The organism is Lacibacter sp., from assembly GCF_057361365.1.
Map to the genome: position 1 here is coordinate 56,955 of NZ_JBMQSG010000002.1, position 21,489 is coordinate 78,443.

Consider the following 21,489-nt stretch of genomic DNA (forward strand, 5'->3'; position numbering starts at 1 on the left):
ATGTTCTTGTTTTTTGGTTTTTTTTCAGGTACTTCGCAGACTGTAACAAAGAAAAAGTATGTCTACTCCCGGAAAAAAAGATGCGTTAGGAAAGGGAATCCGTTCCCTGCTGCAAAGTATTGACGAAGACCTGAAAACCACGGCTGGCCAGCTGAAACCTACAGTGGCCGAAGCAGTTACTTCTATGCTGCGTATAGCCATTACGGATATTGAAATCAATCCTAAACAGCCCCGCCGTGATTTTGATGAACAGGCGCTGAAAGAATTGGCCGACAGCATTAAAATGCACGACATTATTCAGCCGGTAACTGTTTCAAAACTCTCAACGGGGAAATTTCGCCTCATTTCGGGTGAACGCAGGTGGCGTGCTTCCAAACTTGCCGGGCTCAAAGACATACCGGCTTACATACGCCAGGCCAACGACCAGGAATTACTTGAACTCGCCCTGCTTGAAAACCTACAACGTGAAAATCTGAATGCCGTTGAAATTGCCCTAAGCTATAAACGCCTGATGGAAGAACTCGACTACACCCAGGAGCAAGTAGCAGAGCGTATGGGTAAAGACCGCACCACAGTTACCAACTATATTCGTTTACTCAAACTTCCACCGGATATTCAATTGGCCGTTCGCACTGGTGCATTAAGCATGGGTCATGCAAGAGCATTGATCAATGTTGATACAATTGATAAGCAGTTGTATGTTTTTCACCAGGTGAAGCAAAAGGAATTATCTGTTCGTCAAACCGAAGCATTGGTTCGGCAACTATATAAATCGGCACCTGTTAAACCTGCTGTAAAAGGCGGTTTGCCACAGGCCTTTCAACGAATTGAAGATAACTTAGCATCACAATTCGGAACAAAAGTAAAAGTGAACCATAGCAAAAAAGGCAATGGCAGTATACTGATCGAGTATTATTCGCTCGAACAATTTAACCAGATACTGAAAACACTGGGCACCGATGTTGAATAACACATGAGGCAATTTTTCTTTCTTATACTTATTTCTTTCGGCTTACTGCACACTGTTAATGCGCAGGATACTGCAACTGTAAAACCAGCTGTGATAACTGCTAAAACAGATACCATAAAAAAATCCGTAGCAGATACTACGAGTAAAAAAGCAGAGCATTCGCCACGGAAAGCAACTATCCGTTCTGCCATTATTCCCGGTTGGGGACAGGCTTACAATAAAAAATACTGGAAGATCCCTATTGTATATGGTGCGTTAGGAACTGCTGCGGGATTTTTCATTTATAACCGGAGAGAATATATTGATGCAAGAGATGCCTATCGCTATAAGGTAGATACAATTTCAGCAAACGACAATCTCATAAAACCAAAGTTCCGGCCGGTTGATGCAGAAGCAGTACGGCAATACCGCATTGGTGTTCGACAGTATGTTGATTATTCAGTGTTGGCTTTCCTTCTCTTATGGGGCTTGAATGTTGTTGATGCTACAGTTGACGGGCATTTAAAAGCTTTTGAAGTTTCCGACGACCTGTCGATGCGGGTGAACCCCACCATAAATCCAATAACCAAACAGGCGTCAGTTGGATTAGTCTTTACCTTTGGTAAGAATAATTCAGCAAGATGATTGGTTGCTCAACGGTCATCATCATAAAAAATCAAACCAACTAATTCGATGAACATAGCGCTGATCGGTTATGGCAAAATGGGAAAAGCCATTCATGAAATTGCAAAAGAACGTGGCCACGAAGCTGTATTGATCATTGATGCAGATAACCTGCACGATCTTACTCCTGAAAATATAAGGAAAGCAGATGTAGTGATTGAATTTACCAGTCCGCATACTGCATTCAAGAACGTAACATTCTGTTTGCAGCAAAGCGTGCCCGTTGTTTGTGGTTCTACCGGTTGGTTAGAACAACTCGATGAAGCAAAAGCTATTGCTGAAGCCGCACGAACAGGTTTAATTGTTGCAAGCAATTTCAGCGTGGGAGTAAATATTTTCTTTGAAGTGAATAAACGTCTAGCCCAATTAATGGCTCCGCAAAAAAGTTATGAAGTAACCCTCAAGGAAATTCATCACACAGCAAAAAAAGATGCACCCAGTGGCACCGCAATTTCATTAGCAGAACAGGTGATGGCAGAATTAGGTCATAAAGAAAAATGGGTAAACGAAACTTCGGTTCATCCCGGCGATCTGTCAATCATCAGTGAACGCATTGATCCTGCCCCCGGAACACACTTTGTAAAATACAGTTCCGCTATTGATGATATTGAGATCATTCATACGGCTCATAACCGCACTGGCTTTGCATTAGGCGCTGTTCTGGCAGCAGAATTCTTAAAAGATAAAACCGGTTTCTTCGGAATGAAAGAAGTGCTTAACTTGTAAGCATCATGTGGCCGAGACCCAAAACCTCACCAATCACTTTCCTGTTTCTTTGTTTGCAATTTGCTGTGTTTGCACAAGACACAACAATTGACAGTCTGCGTGTAGGTATTGCACGATCCACCAGCGACAACGATAAACTAAAAGCATACGTTCTTCTTACAAGCAAGCTCTCCCGCATCAGCTTTAATGAAACATTTAAAGTGGGCGAAGAAGGTTTGCTTCTTGCCAATAAGCTGAAAGATTCAGTTGCATTGGCAGAGATCAACCACTCCATAGGTATCGCCAATTATTTTAAAGGTGAATACGAAAAAGCTGCCGCTTACTATTTTTATGCGCAGGGAATTTATGAGCGTCGCAACTTATTGCTGAAACAGGCCTATGTCATGAATGATCTTGCTAAACTCTACCGCAAGACAAGAGATTTACAACGGGCGCTTCGTTTTTACAACAGTTCGCTTGAATTGTTCAGGAAATTAAATGATTCAAGTGGTGTACAAATGATCATGAATGAAAGTGGTGTTGTGTATGAATACCAGGGAAACTATGAAGAAGCCATTCGTCATTACAATGCCGCATTACAGATAGCAACCAAATTAAACGACGAAGGTGGTAAAGGCTGGTGTTATAATTTTTTAGCCGGTGTATATGTATTGCAAAGCAAGTTTGAATTAGCTGAAGATTTCAACCTACGTGCACTTGCCATAAGGCAAAAACTGAAAGATACTTTTGCACTTACACTCAGCTACGCCGATATGGGTGTGATGTACAGCAGCTGGAATAAGTTTGAACGTGCCGTTTATTACCTCGATGAAAGCAACAAGCTGGCTGAGCGAATGGAATACCGTGAACTGCTTTCAAACAATTATGCCGCACTCAGCCGCATAGCCAACGTAACCGGCGATTACAAGAAAGCGCTGGACTATTATACCTGGCATACGCAGTTAAAAGATTCACTGTTCAACGCACAAAAAACAAGACAGGTTGAAGAGTTGAGTACCTTATACGAAACCAATAAAAAAGAACAGCAGATACAGGTGCAGCAATTCACCATTAATAAACGTAACCAGCAGATCTTTTTTATTTTGCTTTTCACTGTACTCTCCGCTGTTGTAGCATATCTTTTTTACAACCGCTATCGTTGGAAACAACAAGTGAAATTGCAAACTGAAATCTTAAAGCAACAGGAACTGGCGGCTCAATCCATACTTGAAGCTGAAGAAAAAGAACGTATCCGTATTGCAAAAGATCTTCACGATGGTGTGGGACAAATGATGAGCGCTGCACGCATGAATCTTTCTTCGTTTTACAATGCAGCAAAAATTGAAGATGCTGAGCAAAACAAATCGCTGGCAAACATTATTCACCTTGTTGATGATAGTTGCAAGGAAGTAAGAGCAGTAAGTCACAGCATGATGCCCTCTGCACTGCTTAACAAAGGCTTGCCCGATGCAGTAGAAGAATTAACAAGTAAAATCAGCAACAAAGAACTGGAGGTGAATTTTTACAGCGAAGGTTTTCCCGAACGTTTAAATACAACTACTGAAACTATTTTATTTCGTGTTATCCAGGAATGTATTAACAATAGCATTAAACACGCCGAGGCCAGCACTTTGGATATTTCACTGATTCATGATAACGATGGCGTTAGTGTTACCATAGAAGATAACGGAAAAGGTTTTTCACATATTCAACTGCAAAAAGAAGAAGGCATGGGTCTTTCAAATATTCGCAGCCGCATACAATTTCTGAAAGGAACAGTTGATATCGACAGTTCGCCGGGCAACGGCACCCTGGTAGCCATTCACGTACCTATACAACAGCAGGCTTTAAAATGATACGAACGAGTGCATACATAACTCTGCTATTCTTCGCCTTTTTTGCAGGCGCATTGTCGTATGCACAAGTCACAAAAACAGATAGCCTGCGCAAACTCATCAGCACTGAAAAAGATATTGAGCGAAAGATGGATTTGCTTTTGTTGCTTTCCAATGAATTCAGAATGCGTAATCCTGATTCGTCAGCAAAAGTGACGGATGAATTGGTAAAACTTGCCGACAAGCAGCACGACGAAAAAATGCATTTACGTGCCGAGTTGAATAAAGTGTATTACTACATGAGCATGTCCAAGCCTGATTCAGGTTTGCTGCTCTCCTCAAAAAATATTCGCCTGCTAAATAAAGTCAAAGGAGGCGATTCGCTGCAATCGCAATATTATTCTGTTGCGGGGTTAACGCTCATGCGTATGAACCGGCAGAAGGAAGCGATGGAACATTTTTACAAAGCGTTGGAAAAGGGTGAAAAAGGAAATGACAAATTAGTAATGGTAAAATCATTACATAATATTGGCTGGGCCTATATGGAATTGAATCAATTCAATGAAGCCATCCAGCATTTCCGTGCATCGATTGAACTTGTAATAAAAAATAATTTACCTGTACGCTTTGCTGTTACGTACAACAACCTTGCTTCCTGCTATGGTGCCGTTAAGCAATACGATTCGCTTTATAAATATGTACGAGAAGGTATAATGATCGCTCAGCAGCAAAAGAATAGTGAAGCCGAAGCCAATGGCTGGAATATTATGGGTACCGCTTATACAGCACAACGTAAATACCATGATGCATTAGAGTGTTTCTTAAAAGCAAAACCAATTCGTGAAAAAATAGGGGATGCTTTTTTTATTGTTTCAGACCTGGCTGTATTATCTGAGCTGTATGCGCTCATGAATAACACCGAAGAAGGTTTGCGAACAGGTAATGAAGCATTAAAAATTGCACAGGAAAAAAACCTGCAGGCAAAGTTTCCAATGATCTACAAAGCCATTGCATTGAATTATGAGAAAGCAGGCAATTATGCAGCGGCGAGTGACCTGTATAAAAAAATGAACGAACTCAAGGATAGTATTTACAGCCATGCATCGGAGGAAGCATTGGCGGAGATGAAAACAAAATACGAAACCGAGAAAAAGGAAAAAATTATACAGGAACAACGATTCAATCTCACCAGGAAGAATTATCTAATCGTTGGAATATCATTATTGTTATTGTTTGGATTAGTTGTGGCTTGGTTATTCTACAACCGTAGTCAATTAAAACAAAAAGCAAAATTGCAGCAAACAGTTTTTGAACAGCAGCAACTGGCAGCGAATGCTGTTATGAAAGCTGAAGAAAAAGAACGGCAGCGTATTGCCAAAGATTTGCACGATGGCGTGGGGCAAATGATGAGTGCTGCCAAAATGAATTTATCAGCGTTTGAAAACGAAATTAAATTCAGCAATCCTGACCAGAAAATTTCCTTTGAACGCATCATTGGTTTGGTTGATGAAAGTTGCAAAGAAGTGAGAACGGTAAGTCACCAGATGATGCCGAACATGCTGCTGAAATCGGGATTAGGCAAAGCCGTTGCCGAGTTCCTTGATAAGATCGATCAAAAAGTAATAAAGGTAAACCTGCATGTTGAAGGCTTACAGGAACGATTGAATGAAGATGTAGAAATCGTTCTATACCGTGTGTTGCAGGAATGTGTGAACAATGTGATCAAACATTCAGGCGCTTCAACACTTGATATTGCATTGATAAAAGATAATGATGGAGTTAGTGCTACCATTGAGGATAATGGCAAAGGATTCGATATGGATCAGTTAGGTGAAGAAAGCGGCATTGGTTTAAAAAATATGCGGGCACGCATCGAATTTCTGCAAGGCACAATTGATTTTGATACTGCTCCGGGCAAAGGAACATTAGTTGCACTTTTCATCCCGTTAACAAACACGCAATAAAAAATATGAAATCATACATTCTTCTTGCTTTCTTCCTTCTCTCCTTTTCATCATTACTACACGCACAAAAAAATAAACCGGTTATTGATAGTTTGGAAAAACTGGCAGGCAGCAGCAAAGACAGTCAACTGGTGAAAATTTATAATGATCTCACATGGGAATATCGTCTGGTAGACAGGGATAAAGCGTTGGCTTATGGCTTTAAAGCTATTGATAAAGCAAAAGAATCGAATTATCCCAAGGGCCTTGCCCAGGCCTACAACGATTTGGGCATTTTATTATACGACCAGGAGAAATATGATAGCGCCATTGCTTTTTATAAACTGTCTGGAAAGATAAGAGAGCAACTGAAAGACGAATTAGGTATTGCAAAAGTGTATAATAAAATCGGTATCGTTTACCAGAAGAAAGGTGCGTTTGATAAAGCGCTGGAAAATCAATTGCAGGCCTTATCCCTTTTTACAAAGAATAAAAATGATCTCGGCATTTCTTACTCGCTCAATAACATCGGCATCCTTAATCAAAACCTCGGCCGGTACGATGATGCCATCAAATACCAACTGCAGTCAATTGAAATAAAAGAAAAATTAAAAGACAATTATGGCCTGGCAGGTTCTTTTGTAAACATTGCTAATATCTACAAAATAAAAGGCAATGACGACAAAGCAGCTACGTACTACAATAAAGCAATCACCATTAGTCGTTCCATACAGGATAAAGAATACCTCGCCAATGCCTTAAATAATATTGGAGCCCTTTATATTAAAAAGCAAAAATACAAGGAAGCATTTTCTTCCATCAATGAATCACTTCAATTAAGAAAAGATCTCGGCGATACAAAAGGCCAGGTAAGTTGCATGAACAATCTTGGCCTCGTATTACAGGAACAAAAACAATACGACTCTTCTATTGCTGTTTTACAGGCTGCGTTAAACATTGGCAAAGGAGCCGTTAACTGTTTGCCCGAAGTAAATCAAACCTACCTGGCTCTTTCACGTTCGTATGAATCGATGAACAAAAACGATGAAGCTTTATCGATGTTTAAATTCTATGCATCCACAAAAGATTCACTGTTTACCGATGATCTTTCGGAAAAATTTGCAGAGCTTGAAACAAGATACGAAACACTGGAGAAAGAAAAGGAAATTCAACGCCAGCAATATGTGATCGAAAAAAAGAATTACTGGATCGCCGGCATCGCTTTATCCGTTTTGCTTCTTTCTTTAGTTGCCCTTTCATTTTACAGTCGTAATAAAATAAAACAGGAAGCCCGCATGAAACAGGCAGTGCTTGAACAGCAGCAACTGGCTGCCAATGCTGTTATTAAAGCGGAAGAAAACGAACGACAACGCATTGCCAAAGATTTGCACGATGGTGTGGGACAAATGATGAGTGCAGCAAAAATGAACCTGTCCGCATTTGAAAATGAATTACAGTTCAGCACTGCCGATCAAAAACTTTCTTTTGAACGCATCATTGGTTTGGTGGATGAAAGTTGTAAAGAAGTGCGGACTGTCAGTCATCAAATGATGCCGAACATGTTGTTGAAATCAGGATTAGGAAAAGCAGTGGCCGAGTTCCTTGACAAGATCGATCAGAAAGTGATTAAAGTGAACCTCCACGTAGAAGGCTTACAGGAACGGCTGAACGAAGATGTTGAGATTGTGTTGTACCGTGTGCTGCAGGAGTGTGTGAACAATGTGATCAAACATTCAGGTGCTTCTCAATTGGATATTGCTCTTATCAAAGACAAAGATGGCATCAGCGCCACCATTGAGGACAATGGTAAAGGTTTTGATGTGCAGCAACAAGGTGAAGAAAGCGGCATTGGTTTAAAGAACATGAAAGCAAGGATCGATTACCTGAATGGCAGTATCGATTTCGACAGTTCGCCTGGAAAAGGAACGTTAGTTGCCATACATCTTCCTGTGGAATAACACAGTTGAAATATTTCTACTGTATTTTTTAATATCTTCGGCTCAAGCCACAAATAGTATGTCCTTATCTCGCTACACAATTGCTATTGTTGACGATCACCAGATCGTTATTGATGGATTACGTTCCCTGTTGAAAGGTTACAACCAGTTCGAAATTATTATTGAATCAACTCACCCCGAAACGATTTTGGCGCTCTTAAAAAAACAACCCGTTGATATTCTTCTTACTGATGTGATGATGCCCTTATTGACAGGAGTTGAACTTTCAAAGCAGGTAAAAAAAGAATTCCCTTCCATTAAGATCATTGCTTTATCGATGAACGGGGAAGGCAGCCTTGTGAACCAGATGATCGAAGAAAGCGATATCAGCGGATACCTGTTAAAAAATATTGGTCAAACAGAATTTATAACAGCCCTTAATAAAATTGCAGAAGGTGGTATTTATTTCAGCGACGATGTGTTGCAGGAAATGCTGAAAGCAAGTGAACGCAAACAGGTAAGCGACGACAATAAGCTCACCAACCGTGAAATTGAAATTGTGCGTTTGATTGAAAAGGAATACAGCAATAGAAAAATTGCGGAAGAATTATTCCTGAGCGAACGTACCGTTGAAACGCACAGGAAAAACATCTTCCGCAAAACCAAAACCAATTCAGTAATCGGTTTAATTAAATATGCTTACGAGCACAAGCTCATTTAACGGATAGCAATACCAAGCTTTAGTAAAACTGAATGCGATCCTCCATTTGTATTTTTCTTCTGCCAGCCATCGTAATGCACACTTGCATTAAAAATATTAAAGTTCAAACCGGCTCCTATGTCATATGCAAACCGACTTTCTCTTGCATCAATCGTTTCATCTTTTATTAAACCCACGCCGGCATTACCGGTAAGAAAGAAATTTGTTACGGGATAAAAACGCACACCTGCTTTTAACGGTATCATGCTGATCTTACCATATGGATTCGTGGCTTCAGGCGCATACGACTGATAACCGATCGTTCCGGTGATATAGGCTTTCTGCCCCAATCCGAAACCTCCAAACCCTTCAACACCAAAAACGCTTTTGTAATCGTTTCCTAAGTCGCTGAGTGGTGCACCAATAATTACGTTACCGCCAAAAATAGTGTTGGCTTTTTGTGCGTAGGACGCACTAGTTAAACCAACGATTGCTGCAATAATGGATAGAATTTTGCTCTTCATAACATCTGTTTAGAACAACATTTTCCAATATTGTACCAAAAACAATAACATTCCGCTCTTTTATTTATTTTAACAGTCAACACCTTGGCAGATCATTGTTTTTATTTCAACGCAAGCCCTAATTTTAATTGCACGGTTCCTGAATAGCCATCGGTATTTTGTCTTTTCCATCCATCGTAGTTCAAACTTATTTGTCCAAGTATAAAATGCAGGCCAATACCGGCATCAAACATAAATCTTGATTCACGCTTGCTCATTACTTCATCTTTTAAAAAACCAACGCCGGCATTTCCACTGAGAAAAAGAATATTTGTAGGATAAACCCGCAGCCCGGCTTTTACTGGTATCACCGTTATTTTTCCATACAACCCTCCGTCCTGTTCTTTATAAGAAACATAGGCAATGGTACCTAATCCATATACATGTTTGCCGCCAAAGCCCAGTGAGGCATCAATACCGGTTGCCCGTTTGTAAGCAGTTTTAAAATTACCTGTTGGGAAACCAATAATAAGATTGCCTCCTACAAATGTGTTTAGTTTTTGTGCGCTTGCTTTGTCAGTTATAATAAAAGAGGCGAGCAAAAGAAGAGAAAACAAGGTTGTGCGCATGGTTTGTTTTTTTTGCGATAAATGTAGCACCTTTGTTTGCGGAGCAAATACCCACTGCCACTTAGTTTAAACGAAACAGAAACAAATGCTTTCAAAAAAAACACAGTATGCATTCCAGGCGCTGAGCTATATGGCCCAGCAAAAAAATAACGAGCCGCTGCTGATAGCAGATATTGCCAAGAAGAAAAAGATCCCCTTGAAATTTTTGGAGAATATCCTGTTGATGATGCGGAAAGATGGCATTCTTGAAAGCAAGAAAGGAAAAGGCGGTGGTTATTATTTCAAAATGAAACCTTCGCAAATACCGCTGGCAAGAGTAATCCGTTTGCTCGATGGACCTATTGCTCCCCTGTCCTGTGTGAGCCTGCATTTTTACGAACGCTGCAAAAATTGCGACGAGAAACATTGCGGTCTCCACGATATGATGATAAAAGTGCGTGATGCCAATCTCAAAATTCTTGAAAGCAGAACCGTAGCCGATATTACCTGATGCAGAAAACAGTAGCCATAACCGTTAGAGGCAAAGTACAGGGTGTGTGGTTTCGCAAGTACGCTCAGGACAAAGCCGTGCAGTTACAACTTACCGGAACTGTTCGTAACACAAGTGAAGGCGATGTAGGCATTGTTGCCACCGGCACTGAGGATCAGCTGGCTGATTTTATTGAATGGTGCTGGATGGGCTCACCTAAGAGTAAAGTTACTTCTGTTACAGTTGAAGATGTGGAGATGAAGATATTTAAAGGGTTTGAGATGGTGAGGTAAAGTAAAAACATTCTATTATCTTCTAAAAGCCTGGTTACATTTAGAATACATTGGAAGTAAAAATTATGAAAATCTGGACAAGTACCATGAAAGGCGACGATAAGGTTATCGCCTTTTTTGATGGCATGATATATAAAGCAAACCCAAAGAATGACGAAATTGAATCTTTTGTGTTCGACTTGAAGACAAACAAAAATTCGGCGTTAGGATTCTTTACAATTCCCGTGGGCTATATTTCGGAAATCAATATGACCCAAGGAAAGAACTATTTAGAAATTCTTTTCCGTGGGGATTATGAACACCTGAAAATTAATGACTCCAAGATAAAAAGCGAAGTATTTAATTTCTTTAAAGAAAACATACCAAATACCTCTTATGCTAGTGTAACAGAATCGAAGATTATGTATGCGAAAAAGCCGTTAATTGCTTTGACAGTGATCTTGATAGCTTTTTTATGGTCCTTTTTTATTGCAAAAGGAATGGAACAGGGTAATGAGTACGATGTATCCGGCCAACATTATGATTCATTCGCCGGAATTATTTTAGTGCTCGCCAACCTTGGTGTTACCAACTTGTGCTTATTATTTGGTTCTCTTTTTTTAATCGCTGGTATCAGACTATTCCGAAAACTAAACTACCCTCTTTCAAAACAAGTCATCTATTTTCAAAGATAGATGCATAGTGAAATAAACTCCTGATAAATTGAACCAACCTCTTCAGCAAAAACTTTACGGACTTGATCATTTACGGGCATTGGCCATTTCGTTTGTTTTCCTGTTTCACTATTACATTTTAAGCGGAGGAGAACCGAAATGGTTACCGGATATTGCGAGCTTTGGCTGGACGGGTGTTGATCTGTTTTTTGTGTTAAGCGGATTCTTGATTGCATCGCAACTTTTTGCGCAGGTGAAGCAAGGCCAAGGAATTTCTTTTAAGCACTTTTTCTTAAAACGTTTTTTCAGGATCATTCCGGCTTTTGCTGTAACAGTGGCCATTTACTTTTGCATTCCATTTTTCCGTGAAAAGAAAAGCTTACCGCCTTTATGGAAGTTCCTAACGTTCACACAAAATATTGGATTGAACCTGAAAGACAATGGTGCTTTTTCGCATTGCTGGTCGCTTTGTGTAGAAGAGCATTTCTATCTCTTTCTGCCGTTGATCTTGATTTTCTTACACACGTTCAAGCTTACAAAAAGATCGTACTTGATATTGATCTTATTGTTTGTTGCTGGCTTTTTCATCCGTTATTTAAGCTACACTCATCTGTATCTTCCAAAAATTGAATCAGATATCGGCTGGGTGTATTGGTATAAATTTATTTACTACCCAACGTATAATCGGTTAGATGGATTATTGGTGGGTGTCGCAATTGCAGGCATGTATCAGTTCCTGCCCTTAACTTGGAACCGCATTGTGAAATTTGGCAATTGGTGGATCGTTGCAGGATTACTTGTCTTAACCGGTGCATATTTTTTATGCGAAGATCAAACAACATTTAATGCCTCGGTTTTTGGCTTCCCTGTTATTGCAATTGGCTATGGATTCATTGTTATGGGTGCAATCAGCCCACTAAGTTTTCTGTGCAAATGGAAGTCATCGATCACTACGTTCATCGCAACGCTTTCATATGCAGTCTATCTTACCCACAAGGGAGTGATACATATGACCCATAAAGTTCTACAGGACTTCAACCTGGATAGCAACCTGATGTTGATCATCTGTATTGCAAGTTGCTTATGTGCAGCCTACCTGTTGCATATAATAGTTGAAAAACCATTTATGAAATTGAGAAACCGGATTGTTAAGTAAGCTATCGCTTATTAAAACAATACCGGTAGTCATACCCACTACCATCCATAAACGCAAATAAACGCTCACCGGAATTACGAAAATCAAACCGATCGAAATACCAATCGATCACACGGTTGCTGGAAAAATCATAGAGCTTAATCCAGAGAATGTTCTTTGTTTCTGATTGCCGGTTGCCATCGCTATCAGTATACCGATTAGTTACACTGCGAATCTCCCAACTGCCCTGCATTATGCCATTGGCATCGGTGTAACGTGCAGTACGGTCTTCGGAAAAAGTAAATGTACCGTTGCGGTATTCGGTAGAAATGTTCTCGTTACTGAAAGCCCTGCGTTTTTGCAGTTCAGTTAATTGCCAGCTGCCTTCAATACGATTTTCGGGCAACCATTTTTTACAGGAGCTAAATGAAACAACGAGAAAAAGAAAAGAAATGGAGTAGAGTTTTGATTGCATAGATGATGGTTTCTTACATCGCAACAAATTCTAAGCCTGCAATCGTTACAGAAACATTAAAAAACAGAATAATGAATGCTGAACAGTTAACAATTATCTAATTAAAATTAACCAGTAACTTTCTTGCTCAATTGAACATCGTCATGCCAACCTTTAAAGCTGTTATTGATATAATCGGCATTAACCCATTTGTATTTGTTCCCGATAAAGTACTGGCTGCTGTCTTGAAAAAGTCCGGTAAAGAGAAAGGACCCATCCCAATAAAAGGCATCATCAATAAAAATCCTTACAGGCAAACGCTGGTGAAATATGCCGGGCACTGGCGCTTATACATCAATACAATGATGCTAAAAGATTCACCGAAGCGTGTTGGCGAAACTGTTACCATCAGCATTGTATTTGATCCTGACGATAGGAAATTAACCATGCATCCCGGTCTTGAAAAAGCATTGGCGAAAAACAAAACGGCTCAAGCAAATTTCAATCAGCTAACTGCATCCCGCCAGCAGGAGATCATTCGATATATCAGCAATTTAAAAACAGCCGAAAGTGTTGATCGGAATATCACAAAAGCCATCGATTTTCTTTCAGGCAAAGGAAGTTTTGTGGGCAGGCAAACACTCTGATTTTTTTATTGTAATTTTTATTGTCGATACAACCAAGCAACCCATCATATTAAATCTCATATGAAACGCAGTGACTTTTTACAAACATCAGCCGCTCTTGTTGGAAGCAGCTTATTGCCTTTTGAAAGCAAAGCTGTTGATGCAAAACCTGGCAGAACACGTTTTGCCTATCTCACCGATATTCATGTAAAGCCCGATGCTGTTGCAGAAACTGGCATGGCGAAGGCCTTTCATCATGTGCAATCATTAAAAACAAAAGTTGATTTTATTATCAATGGTGGTGATTCCATTATGGATTCCCTGGAGGCAGACAAACAAAAAACACAAACTCAATGGGATCTTTATCATTCCATTTTAAAAAAAGAAAACAGTCTGCCTGTTTATCATTGCATCGGCAATCATGATGTGTGGGGATGGTTTATTAAAAACGACCGGCCCGAAGCTGATAAATTGTACGGCAAGCAATGGGTGGTTGAAACATTGGCGTTGCCAAAAAGATATTACAGTTTCACAAAAAACAAATGGCATTTTATTGTGCTCGACAGCACCCAGTTAAATCCTGCTGGTGGCTACATTGCTTATATTGACCCTGAACAATTGGATTGGTTGCAACAGGAACTTACAAATTCAAAAGACAAGTTCATTTGCATCGTGTCGCATATTCCCATCTTATCGATCTGCGCAGGTTTGTTCTTTAATAAAACAGAAGCCAACGGAGATCTAAAGATCCAACGTAACCTGATGCATACCGATTTTCTTGCATTGAAGAAATTGTTTTTGAACAATACAAATATTAAAGTGTGTTTAAGTGGTCATATTCATTTGCAGGATGAGCTGAATTATCTTGGCGTGAAGTATTACTGCAATGGAGCTGTGTCTGGTAATTGGTGGAAAGGTGCTTTCCAGGAATTTGAACCAGCTTATGCTGTGTTTGATTTTTATGACGATGGAACCTTTTTACGAAAAATGATCACGTTAACGTAGATAATTTCTATTCATCAGTTAGTCGCTGTTACTATTTTTAAAACTCATATCCATGCGAACACGCAAGCTTATTGTAAGATCGGTCCTGGTTATTCTTCTGCTGGCAGTCATGGCAGGCGTTTGGTATGCCCGCCAGGCATTCCCGATCATCAGTGGCTACTTTGCAAAAAATCTTGCATCGGGTGTTTACCTGCAAAATCGAAATGCGGAAACTGTTGTGCAGGAAGACCTGGGCGAATTTCCTTTTACAATGTGTAGTTATGCAATTAATGAAGTTGATCAATCTGTAACAGCTTCGGTGTGGGGTTTTGCAAAAAAGAAAGCGATCTATCGTGAGGGACTGGGCTGCACGCTTGTAAACGATTTTAGTGAGGAAGAAATCAGAAAACAGGTATTTAACAGGGCAATGATCAAGCGGATGAACCCTGATAGTATTGCGTGGCCGATGGGAGATAAAATTGCTGATTCCATTCCACCTCAAGTAAATCAACAACTATTGAAAAAAGCTGTTGAAAACGTGATGCAATCGAACTATAAACACAAGTTGTCACACACAAGAGCTGTTGTTGTTTTATATGATGGTCATCTTGTAGCCGAACAATACGCAACAGGATTTGATAAGAACACGGTGATGACCGGATGGTCTGATGCAAAAAGTTTAACTGCTGCCATGATCGGTATTTTAGTGAAGGAAGGAAAATTGCATATCGATTCGCCAGCCCCGGTTGCCGAATGGAAGAATACAGAGAAAGCAAAAATCACGTTGCGTCAACTGTTACAACAAACAACAGGTATTGCATTTGAAGAAGATTATACCAAACCAAGTGAAGTGACCAATATGTTGTTCAAAAAAGGCGACATGGCTGCTTATGCTGCAAATCTTCCCCTAAAACATAAACCAGGTACTGTGTTTAATTATTCAGGAGGTAACACAAATATTCTGAGTCGCATTATTCGTCAAACAGTTGGTGAAGATGCTTATGCCGATTATCCATATCGTTCTCTTTTTCATCAGCTGAATATCTATTCAATGGTGCTTGAGCCTGATGCGTCGGGAACTTATGTTGGCTCATCTTACAGCTATGCAACGGCTCGTGATTTTGCAAGATTTGGTTTGCTCTATTACAATAATGGTATTTGGAACGGACAACAATTGTTGCCTGCTGATTGGGTAAAGCAGTCGACACAACCTTCAGTTGCTGATCAACGAAAACATTACGGTTTTCAATTTTGGCTAAACGGTTTTAGCAAAGAAGATGTAACAAAACGCCGGTATCCAGATGTGCCTGCTGATATGTTTTTTGCTGATGGTTATGGCGGGCAGGATATTTACATTATTCCATCGAAAAAACTTGTGGTGGTTCGGCTTGGCTTACATGTAATTGATGAAAATAAATTTTTAAAAGAGGTTATTGCCGCTGTTCGAAATTAACAGTGTTATTAAATTATTCAAAATGGCATTCAGCATTAAAAAGTATCAGTTTAAACCTGGCCTTCCAATCGAATTTGAACTTGTACAATTAAAAGATTTATACGATCATCATAAAGCTGAATTGACGAGTACACACCGTACCGGTTTTTACCATATCATTTGGTTTCATAAGGGTGGCCTTACGCACATGGTCGATTTCAAACAAGTAAAGATCAAACCGAACAGCATTCTCTTTTTAAATAAAGACACTGTGCAATCTTTCGACAAGAAAGCAACTATTGACGGCACGGCTATTTTATTTACCGATAGTTTTTTCTGTAAGTCGGTTGCAGACAGTCAATTTTTACGCAGTACGATCCTCTTCAATAACCTGTTCAGTGTTTCTCAGATACAGCTTTCAAAGCAGTCAACCTTATTCTCTTCTATTCTTGATTTAATGAAGGCTGAATTACAACATACAAAAGATCAATCGCAGCCCGATATACTTAAAAACCTGTTGCATAATTTTTTCCTGCTTGCTGAACGTGAACTACGCATGCAAGGTTTTACAGAGGTAAAAAAAGGTCCTGATCTTGATTATGTGCTTCTATTTAAAGAAGTGCTTGAAGCTTCCTATAAAACACAAAAGCTGGTGAGTATTTACGCAGCACAACTCCTGATCACTGAAAAACGTTTGAACCAGGCCACATCAAAAGTATTAGGCAAATCCCCAAAGCAAATGATCGACGATCGTGTATTGCTTGAAGCGAAACGATTGCTGGCCCATACAAACGACAGTGCAAAAGAAATTGGCTTTGCCCTTGGGTTTGAAGAACCCACCAACTTCATCAAATACTTCCGCAAGCATACGGGTACTACACCTGTTGAATTCGGGGAACAATTCATGAAGGCGTAAAAGTATCATCCAAAGGATCGTTTCTACCTTTTCCCGCTGTTTCATTCGCTGCAATTTTACATCGTCAATTTAAAACATCATCACACATGAAATGAGCCATAAAAATTATCGAGTAATGTATACCAAAGACGATGATAATTTTTATGACGAATAACATGTGACCAAAAAGCAATGAAAATAAACACATGAAAAAAACGATCGTAAGTGCAGCAATTATTCTTGGAGTTGTATTATCTGCATGTAACAATAACTCCAATACACACACTCAAAAAAATGAAACAATGGACATCTCTAACAAAGAAAAAGTAGTTGCTCTTTTAAAAAGCATTGAAACAGGTGATACTATTCCTGTTGGTTACATCAACGCCAATAAATATATTCAACACAATCTTGCAGTTGCGGATGGCCTTGCTGGCTTTGGAGCATTACTTGCACAATTGCCGGCAGGTTCAGCAAAGGTTAATACTGTTCGTGCATTCCAGGATGGGGATTATGTTTTTACTCACACAGATTATAACTTCTTCGGACCGAAGATCGGTTTTGATATTTTCCGTTTTGAAGATGGTAAAATTGTTGAACACTGGGACAACCTGCAGGAAACAGCACAGCCCAACCCGAGTGGGCACACAATGACAGATGGTTCAACTGAAGTAAAAGACCTTGACAAAACAGACGCAAATAAAACACTGGTAAAAAACTTTGTTGACGATATTCTTGTAAACGGAAGAATGGAAAAGCTGGCTTCTTATTTTGATGGCGATAATTATATTCAGCATAACCCGATGATCGGTGATCAGCTTTCAGGTTTGGGTAAAGCGCTGGAGGCATGGGCCAAACAAGGTATTACTATGAAGTATGATACCATTCACAAAGTATTAGGTGAAGGGAATTTTGTACTTGTGGTGAGTGAAGGACAACTTGCAGGTAAACACACCTCATTTTATGATCTGTTTCGTGTTGAAAATGGAAAAATCGCTGAGCATTGGGATGTGATTGAAACCATTGCTGCAAAAGAAACATGGAAAAACAATAATGGTAAATTCTAAATTGTCTGGTGTATTAAAAGAGCTCCGTTTTTTGCGGGGCTCTTTTGATTATTTTATTTCGGTCAGTTTTCTCACTGTATGTTTAAACAGATAATGATGCACAATGAGCCAAATCGGGATCAATAAGAAACAGAAGCCACTCCAAACAGGAAGATTAACAACAGCAAATAAAATACTCATTAATCCTATTGCTACCTGCACTATTGCATCCAGTTTTTGTGATCGCAGATATTTTGTTTCATACATACTCAACTTCATCTTCGTTCTATTCTTATACGCATGCCTGTACAGCAGATAAAAAATAAACCAGATAACAGCGTAACCTATACTAAAGAATAAGATTAGTTGTGGAAATTCATCCTCTTCTAATACCGTTTTTCCAAGCATGGTCACTTCATGAAAATAATCGATCCCCGTTAGCCACGACAGCAAAACGGAAAACAAAAATTTTAATGGAAAAGCATAAAATAAAATAAGTACAAGCAGGGAGAGATTTAAGAAGATAACCGTTCCGTCATTCAAACCATAATTGCGGAAATAAGCGTTCTGCAAATACCAAAAAAAGAAAACAAGACTTACCGTTGCTGCAAACGGAAGAAAATGCTGTACAGATGTTTTCAGCTCCTCAAATGTTTTGGGCACTTCCAGCGACATGATCAATAACGATACAGAAAAAGCAAATACTGCATCACTCAATGCTTCTATGCGGTATATTTCTGTACCACGTGTTGTTATACCTTCATGTTGCTGAAAGATCTTTTTGCGTAGCATCTTTCAATTTTGACATCCAAAATAGAAAGCGATGCAGATCCCGTCAATGATGATGGTTGGTCAACTGGTTGATGACGGGCATAAAAAAATCCCCCGGCATTGGCTGAGGGATCTCTATTTCAATTTACTTATTTAATTATCCAAGCTTTGCTTTCAGGTTGGTATCAATTGCATCCAGGAATTCTTCTGTATACAAATAATGCTCACCATGGTTTACTTTATTACCGTGTACGCAAACAGCAAGATCTTTTGTCATCTTACCACTTTCAACTGTTTCAATACAAACAGCTTCAAGTGCATTTGCAAAATCGATCAATGGCTGGTTGCCATCTAACTTACCACGGAAAGCCAAGCCACGTGTCCACGCAAAAATAGATGCAATAGGATTTGTTGAAGTTGGACGACCTTTCTGGTGTTCACGATAGTGACGTGTTACTGTACCATGTGCAGCTTCTGCTTCCATTGTTTTACCATCAGGTGTAACCAATACAGAAGTCATTAAACCAAGTGAACCGAAACCCTGCGCAACAGTATCACTTTGCACATCACCATCATAGTTCTTACAAGCCCAAACGAAATTACCGTTCCATTTTAAGGCACTCGCCACCATATCATCGATCAAACGATGTTCGTACACGATACCTGCTGCATCAAACTGCGTTTTAAATTCGTTCTGGTAAATCTCTTCAAAAATATCTTTGAAACGACCATCGTATTTTTTCAGGATGGTATTTTTTGTAGATAAGTATAAAGGCCATTTTTTGCTCAACGCCATATTGAAACAGCTGCGTGCAAAACCCATGATACTTTCTTCGGTGTTATACATTGTCATTGCAACACCATCTCCTTTGAAATTATATACTTCAAAAGTTTGAGGCTCGCCACCACCTTCAGGAGTAAAGGTCATCGTTAACTTTCCTTTTCCTTTAATTACAGTATCTGTTGCACGGTATTGATCACCAAATGCATGACGACCAACGATGATAGGCGCTGTCCAGTTTGTTACTAAACGTGGAATATTGTTGATCACAATTGGCTCACGAAATACAGTACCATCTAAGATGTTGCGGATAGTGCCGTTAGGACTCTTCCACATTTGTTTCAGTTTGAACTCTTCTACACGTTGTTCATCGGGAGTGATAGTAGCGCATTTGATACCTACACCATATTGTTTAATTGCATTTGCAGCATCAACAGTTACCTGGTCGTTGGTTTCATCTCTGTACTCAACACCAAGGTCGTAGTATTTAATATCCAGTTCGAGATAAGGAAGAATTAATTTCTCTTTAATAAATTTCCAGATGATCCTTGTCATCTCATCACCATCCAGTTCAACAACCGGGTTGGCTACTTTAATTTTCGCTGCCATCAGTTTAGTCTTTAAATGTTAAGTAATTCAAACAATATGATTGTTTACAGCAACCTTTACATGCAGTGGTTGATGCCCCTGTTTTTTCAGGGGTCACAAAGATAGTTGTGTAGCAGGAAAAAATAAGCGGTTATTCTGCCAGTAAAGACCTGATGGTTCGATAGAACTCCGCCTTAAACTCCGTGTAGAACTCGCCTGTGCCCGGGCCATAGAAGCCTTGGTGTATTTTGGCAACGTTCCCGGACTTTGAAAGGAAGATGGTTGTTGGAAACGAACGAATAGGAGTTAGCTGAGGTAATGTTTTCTCCGTACGTTGTTCATCGCTGGTGGTAGTGGGCGTAATGAGTACGGGATATTGAATATCGAAACGATTGATGAACTTTTGCACACTTGCCCTGGAGCGGTTGAAATCTGTACTATACTCATAAGCTAGAGCAACTATTTCAACACCTTTGCTTTTATATTCTTTGTAGAAGCTGCTGAGGAATTTACTTTCATCCATGCAGTTGGGACACCAGCTACCCATGATCTGTATCACAACAACTTTGTTTTTAAAACGTGCATCGTTGATCGAAACATTTTTTCCATTCACATCTTTGAATGTAAAATTCAATTTGCTTTCGCCTGGTTTTAATTTAGTAACTTCAGTTGTGTCGGGCAGTGCTGCTTTTTCATTTTTTGTTGCTCGCCATTTTTCTGCAACTGCTGCACTGCTATAAAAAACTCCATTCTTTATTTCGTTGCCATAAATAGTAGCAGTAAACAAATACGCATGACTACCATCGAAACAACTGAGCATTAAACTATCTCCATCAACAATACCTTCAAGAAAACGATAATCGCCACTGGGTGTTAAAAATGTGCCTGTAAGTGCTGAACCTTTTTGTTGAAATTCTGCAATGGCCGGTCGATCTGTTCCATTAGCACGGGTAAAAGCAACCTGCCAGCGTCCGCTGCTGTTTTGTGTTGTTGATTTGTTTACAGCAAATCGTTCTTTTATTCCATACACAAACTCAACAGGAAACTCCAGCATTTTTGCACTGCCTGCTTTTGTCCACGTTCCTTTCAATGATCCATCATTCTGCAATTGCAAACGAAAGAACGATTCAAAGAAGGGCATTTCAATTTTTATTGAATCGCCTTTTACTTTTATATCATCAACCAATAAACGTTCTGCTGCATTGCGGATAAACATAACTGGCTTTCCGTTCTTCAATTGTACTTCCGCATTAAAAATAATTTCAGCACCATCTTCACGAAAGATGGACGCACGGTACCAACCTGCACGAAGTTTATTGGCTGATTGAGCAAACATTGTTGTACTGAAAAGAAAAACGATAGCTATTAAAAATAAAAACTGTCTCATGTAAAATTTCACTCATGCTTGTTACCAAAAAAGAAGCTGCAAGTTAAGACTTGCAGCTCTTGTATTTCGTCATAACACTGACAGGTTCTT

General features: G+C 39.6%; 22 protein-coding genes. 16 read left to right on the plus strand and 6 right to left on the minus strand.

Annotation, left to right across the window (positions count from 1 at the left end; genetic code table 11):
- Positions 1-58: 58 nt before the first annotated feature.
- Genes ACO1QW_RS00655 through ACO1QW_RS00685 form a run of 7 tightly spaced genes read left to right on the plus strand, consistent with a single transcriptional unit; the run spans position 59 to position 8,774 of the window.
- Entirely contained in the window at positions 59-970 is a 912-nt protein-coding gene (locus ACO1QW_RS00655) for a ParB/RepB/Spo0J family partition protein (RefSeq protein WP_486254742.1), read from the plus strand.
- A gap of 3 nt (positions 971-973) precedes the next feature.
- Complete coding sequence (locus ACO1QW_RS00660) at positions 974-1,594, plus strand: DUF5683 domain-containing protein (protein ID WP_486254744.1); 621 nt, start codon at positions 974-976, stop codon at positions 1,592-1,594.
- Between the two features lie 48 nt (positions 1,595-1,642).
- Positions 1,643-2,359, plus strand: a complete 717-nt coding sequence (dapB, locus tag ACO1QW_RS00665) for a 4-hydroxy-tetrahydrodipicolinate reductase (protein WP_486254746.1) — start codon at positions 1,643-1,645, stop codon at positions 2,357-2,359.
- 5 nt (positions 2,360-2,364) lie between these two features.
- Positions 2,365-4,194, plus strand: coding sequence for a tetratricopeptide repeat-containing sensor histidine kinase (locus ACO1QW_RS00670; RefSeq protein WP_486254748.1), 1,830 nt, complete (start codon positions 2,365-2,367; stop codon positions 4,192-4,194).
- The gene (locus tag ACO1QW_RS00675) at positions 4,191-6,137 is read left to right on the plus strand and encodes a tetratricopeptide repeat-containing sensor histidine kinase (protein ID WP_486254750.1); all 1,947 of its coding nucleotides are present in this window, start codon (positions 4,191-4,193) and stop codon (positions 6,135-6,137) included. The genes ACO1QW_RS00670 and ACO1QW_RS00675 overlap by 4 nt, the downstream gene beginning before the upstream one ends.
- Positions 6,138-6,142: 5 nt before the next feature.
- Entirely contained in the window at positions 6,143-8,074 is a 1,932-nt protein-coding gene (locus ACO1QW_RS00680) for a tetratricopeptide repeat protein (RefSeq protein WP_486254752.1), read from the plus strand.
- Between the two features lie 58 nt (positions 8,075-8,132).
- Positions 8,133-8,774, plus strand: coding sequence for a response regulator (locus tag ACO1QW_RS00685; protein WP_486254754.1), 642 nt, complete (start codon positions 8,133-8,135; stop codon positions 8,772-8,774).
- On the opposite strand, the gene ACO1QW_RS00690 is transcribed toward ACO1QW_RS00685, so the two are convergent.
- Together ACO1QW_RS00690 and ACO1QW_RS00695 are read right to left on the minus strand one after the other, a co-directional pair.
- Positions 8,771-9,277 (minus strand): hypothetical protein, encoded by a 507-nt coding sequence (locus tag ACO1QW_RS00690; RefSeq protein WP_486254755.1) that lies wholly within the window; start codon positions 9,275-9,277, stop codon positions 8,771-8,773. The genes ACO1QW_RS00685 and ACO1QW_RS00690 overlap by 4 nt on opposite strands.
- Before the next feature lie 101 nt (positions 9,278-9,378).
- The gene (locus tag ACO1QW_RS00695) at positions 9,379-9,885 is read right to left on the minus strand and encodes a hypothetical protein (protein WP_486254757.1); all 507 of its coding nucleotides are present in this window, start codon (positions 9,883-9,885) and stop codon (positions 9,379-9,381) included.
- An 85-nt stretch (positions 9,886-9,970) separates the two neighbouring features.
- Here ACO1QW_RS00695 and ACO1QW_RS00700 point away from each other — a divergent pair, with 85 nt between their 5' ends.
- From ACO1QW_RS00700 to ACO1QW_RS00715, 4 genes are all read left to right on the plus strand, one after another.
- Positions 9,971-10,375 (plus strand): RrF2 family transcriptional regulator, encoded by a 405-nt coding sequence (locus tag ACO1QW_RS00700; RefSeq protein ID WP_486254759.1) that lies wholly within the window; start codon positions 9,971-9,973, stop codon positions 10,373-10,375.
- Complete coding sequence (locus ACO1QW_RS00705; RefSeq protein WP_486254761.1) at positions 10,375-10,647, plus strand: acylphosphatase; 273 nt, start codon at positions 10,375-10,377, stop codon at positions 10,645-10,647. The genes ACO1QW_RS00700 and ACO1QW_RS00705 overlap by 1 nt, the downstream gene beginning before the upstream one ends.
- 86 nt (positions 10,648-10,733) lie before the next feature.
- Positions 10,734-11,321: a hypothetical protein gene (locus ACO1QW_RS00710; RefSeq protein WP_486254763.1), complete on the plus strand. Its 588-nt coding sequence runs from the start codon at positions 10,734-10,736 to the stop codon at positions 11,319-11,321.
- 28 nt (positions 11,322-11,349) lie between these two features.
- On the plus strand, positions 11,350-12,456 hold the full coding sequence (locus ACO1QW_RS00715) for an acyltransferase family protein (protein ID WP_486254764.1): 1,107 nt from the start codon (positions 11,350-11,352) through the stop codon (positions 12,454-12,456).
- A 1-nt stretch (position 12,457) separates the two neighbouring features.
- Here the strand turns inward: ACO1QW_RS00715 and ACO1QW_RS00720 are convergent, their stop codons facing one another.
- Positions 12,458-12,910, minus strand: a complete 453-nt coding sequence (locus ACO1QW_RS00720; protein WP_486254766.1) for a hypothetical protein — start codon at positions 12,908-12,910, stop codon at positions 12,458-12,460.
- A gap of 143 nt (positions 12,911-13,053) precedes the next feature.
- On the opposite strand from ACO1QW_RS00720, the gene ACO1QW_RS00725 reads away from it, so the two are divergent.
- From ACO1QW_RS00725 to ACO1QW_RS00745, 5 genes are all read left to right on the plus strand, one after another.
- On the plus strand, positions 13,054-13,536 hold the full coding sequence (locus ACO1QW_RS00725) for a YdeI/OmpD-associated family protein (protein ID WP_486254768.1): 483 nt from the start codon (positions 13,054-13,056) through the stop codon (positions 13,534-13,536).
- A 60-nt stretch (positions 13,537-13,596) separates the two neighbouring features.
- Entirely contained in the window at positions 13,597-14,520 is a 924-nt protein-coding gene (locus ACO1QW_RS00730; RefSeq protein ID WP_486254769.1) for a metallophosphoesterase family protein, read from the plus strand.
- Positions 14,521-14,572: 52 nt separating this feature from the next.
- Complete coding sequence (locus ACO1QW_RS00735; protein ID WP_486254770.1) at positions 14,573-15,952, plus strand: serine hydrolase domain-containing protein; 1,380 nt, start codon at positions 14,573-14,575, stop codon at positions 15,950-15,952.
- A 22-nt stretch (positions 15,953-15,974) separates the two neighbouring features.
- Positions 15,975-16,847: a helix-turn-helix domain-containing protein gene (locus ACO1QW_RS00740; protein WP_486254772.1), complete on the plus strand. Its 873-nt coding sequence runs from the start codon at positions 15,975-15,977 to the stop codon at positions 16,845-16,847.
- 185 nt (positions 16,848-17,032) lie between these two features.
- Positions 17,033-17,893 carry a nuclear transport factor 2 family protein gene (locus ACO1QW_RS00745; RefSeq protein ID WP_486254774.1) on the plus strand — a complete coding sequence of 287 codons (861 nt, stop codon included), beginning with the start codon at positions 17,033-17,035 and terminating at the stop codon, positions 17,891-17,893.
- Between the two features lie 48 nt (positions 17,894-17,941).
- Here ACO1QW_RS00745 and ACO1QW_RS00750 read toward each other — a convergent pair whose 3' ends face one another.
- The 3 genes from ACO1QW_RS00750 to ACO1QW_RS00760 all read right to left on the minus strand — a co-directional run bounded on the left by ACO1QW_RS00750 (position 17,942) and on the right by ACO1QW_RS00760 (position 21,399).
- Entirely contained in the window at positions 17,942-18,664 is a 723-nt protein-coding gene (locus ACO1QW_RS00750; protein WP_486254776.1) for a TMEM175 family protein, read from the minus strand.
- Positions 18,665-18,800: 136 nt separating this feature from the next.
- Entirely contained in the window at positions 18,801-20,033 is a 1,233-nt protein-coding gene (locus tag ACO1QW_RS00755) for an isocitrate dehydrogenase (NADP(+)) (protein ID WP_486254778.1), read from the minus strand.
- A gap of 130 nt (positions 20,034-20,163) precedes the next feature.
- Entirely contained in the window at positions 20,164-21,399 is a 1,236-nt protein-coding gene (locus ACO1QW_RS00760) for a TlpA disulfide reductase family protein (RefSeq protein WP_486254780.1), read from the minus strand.
- Positions 21,400-21,489: the final 90 nt, after the last annotated feature.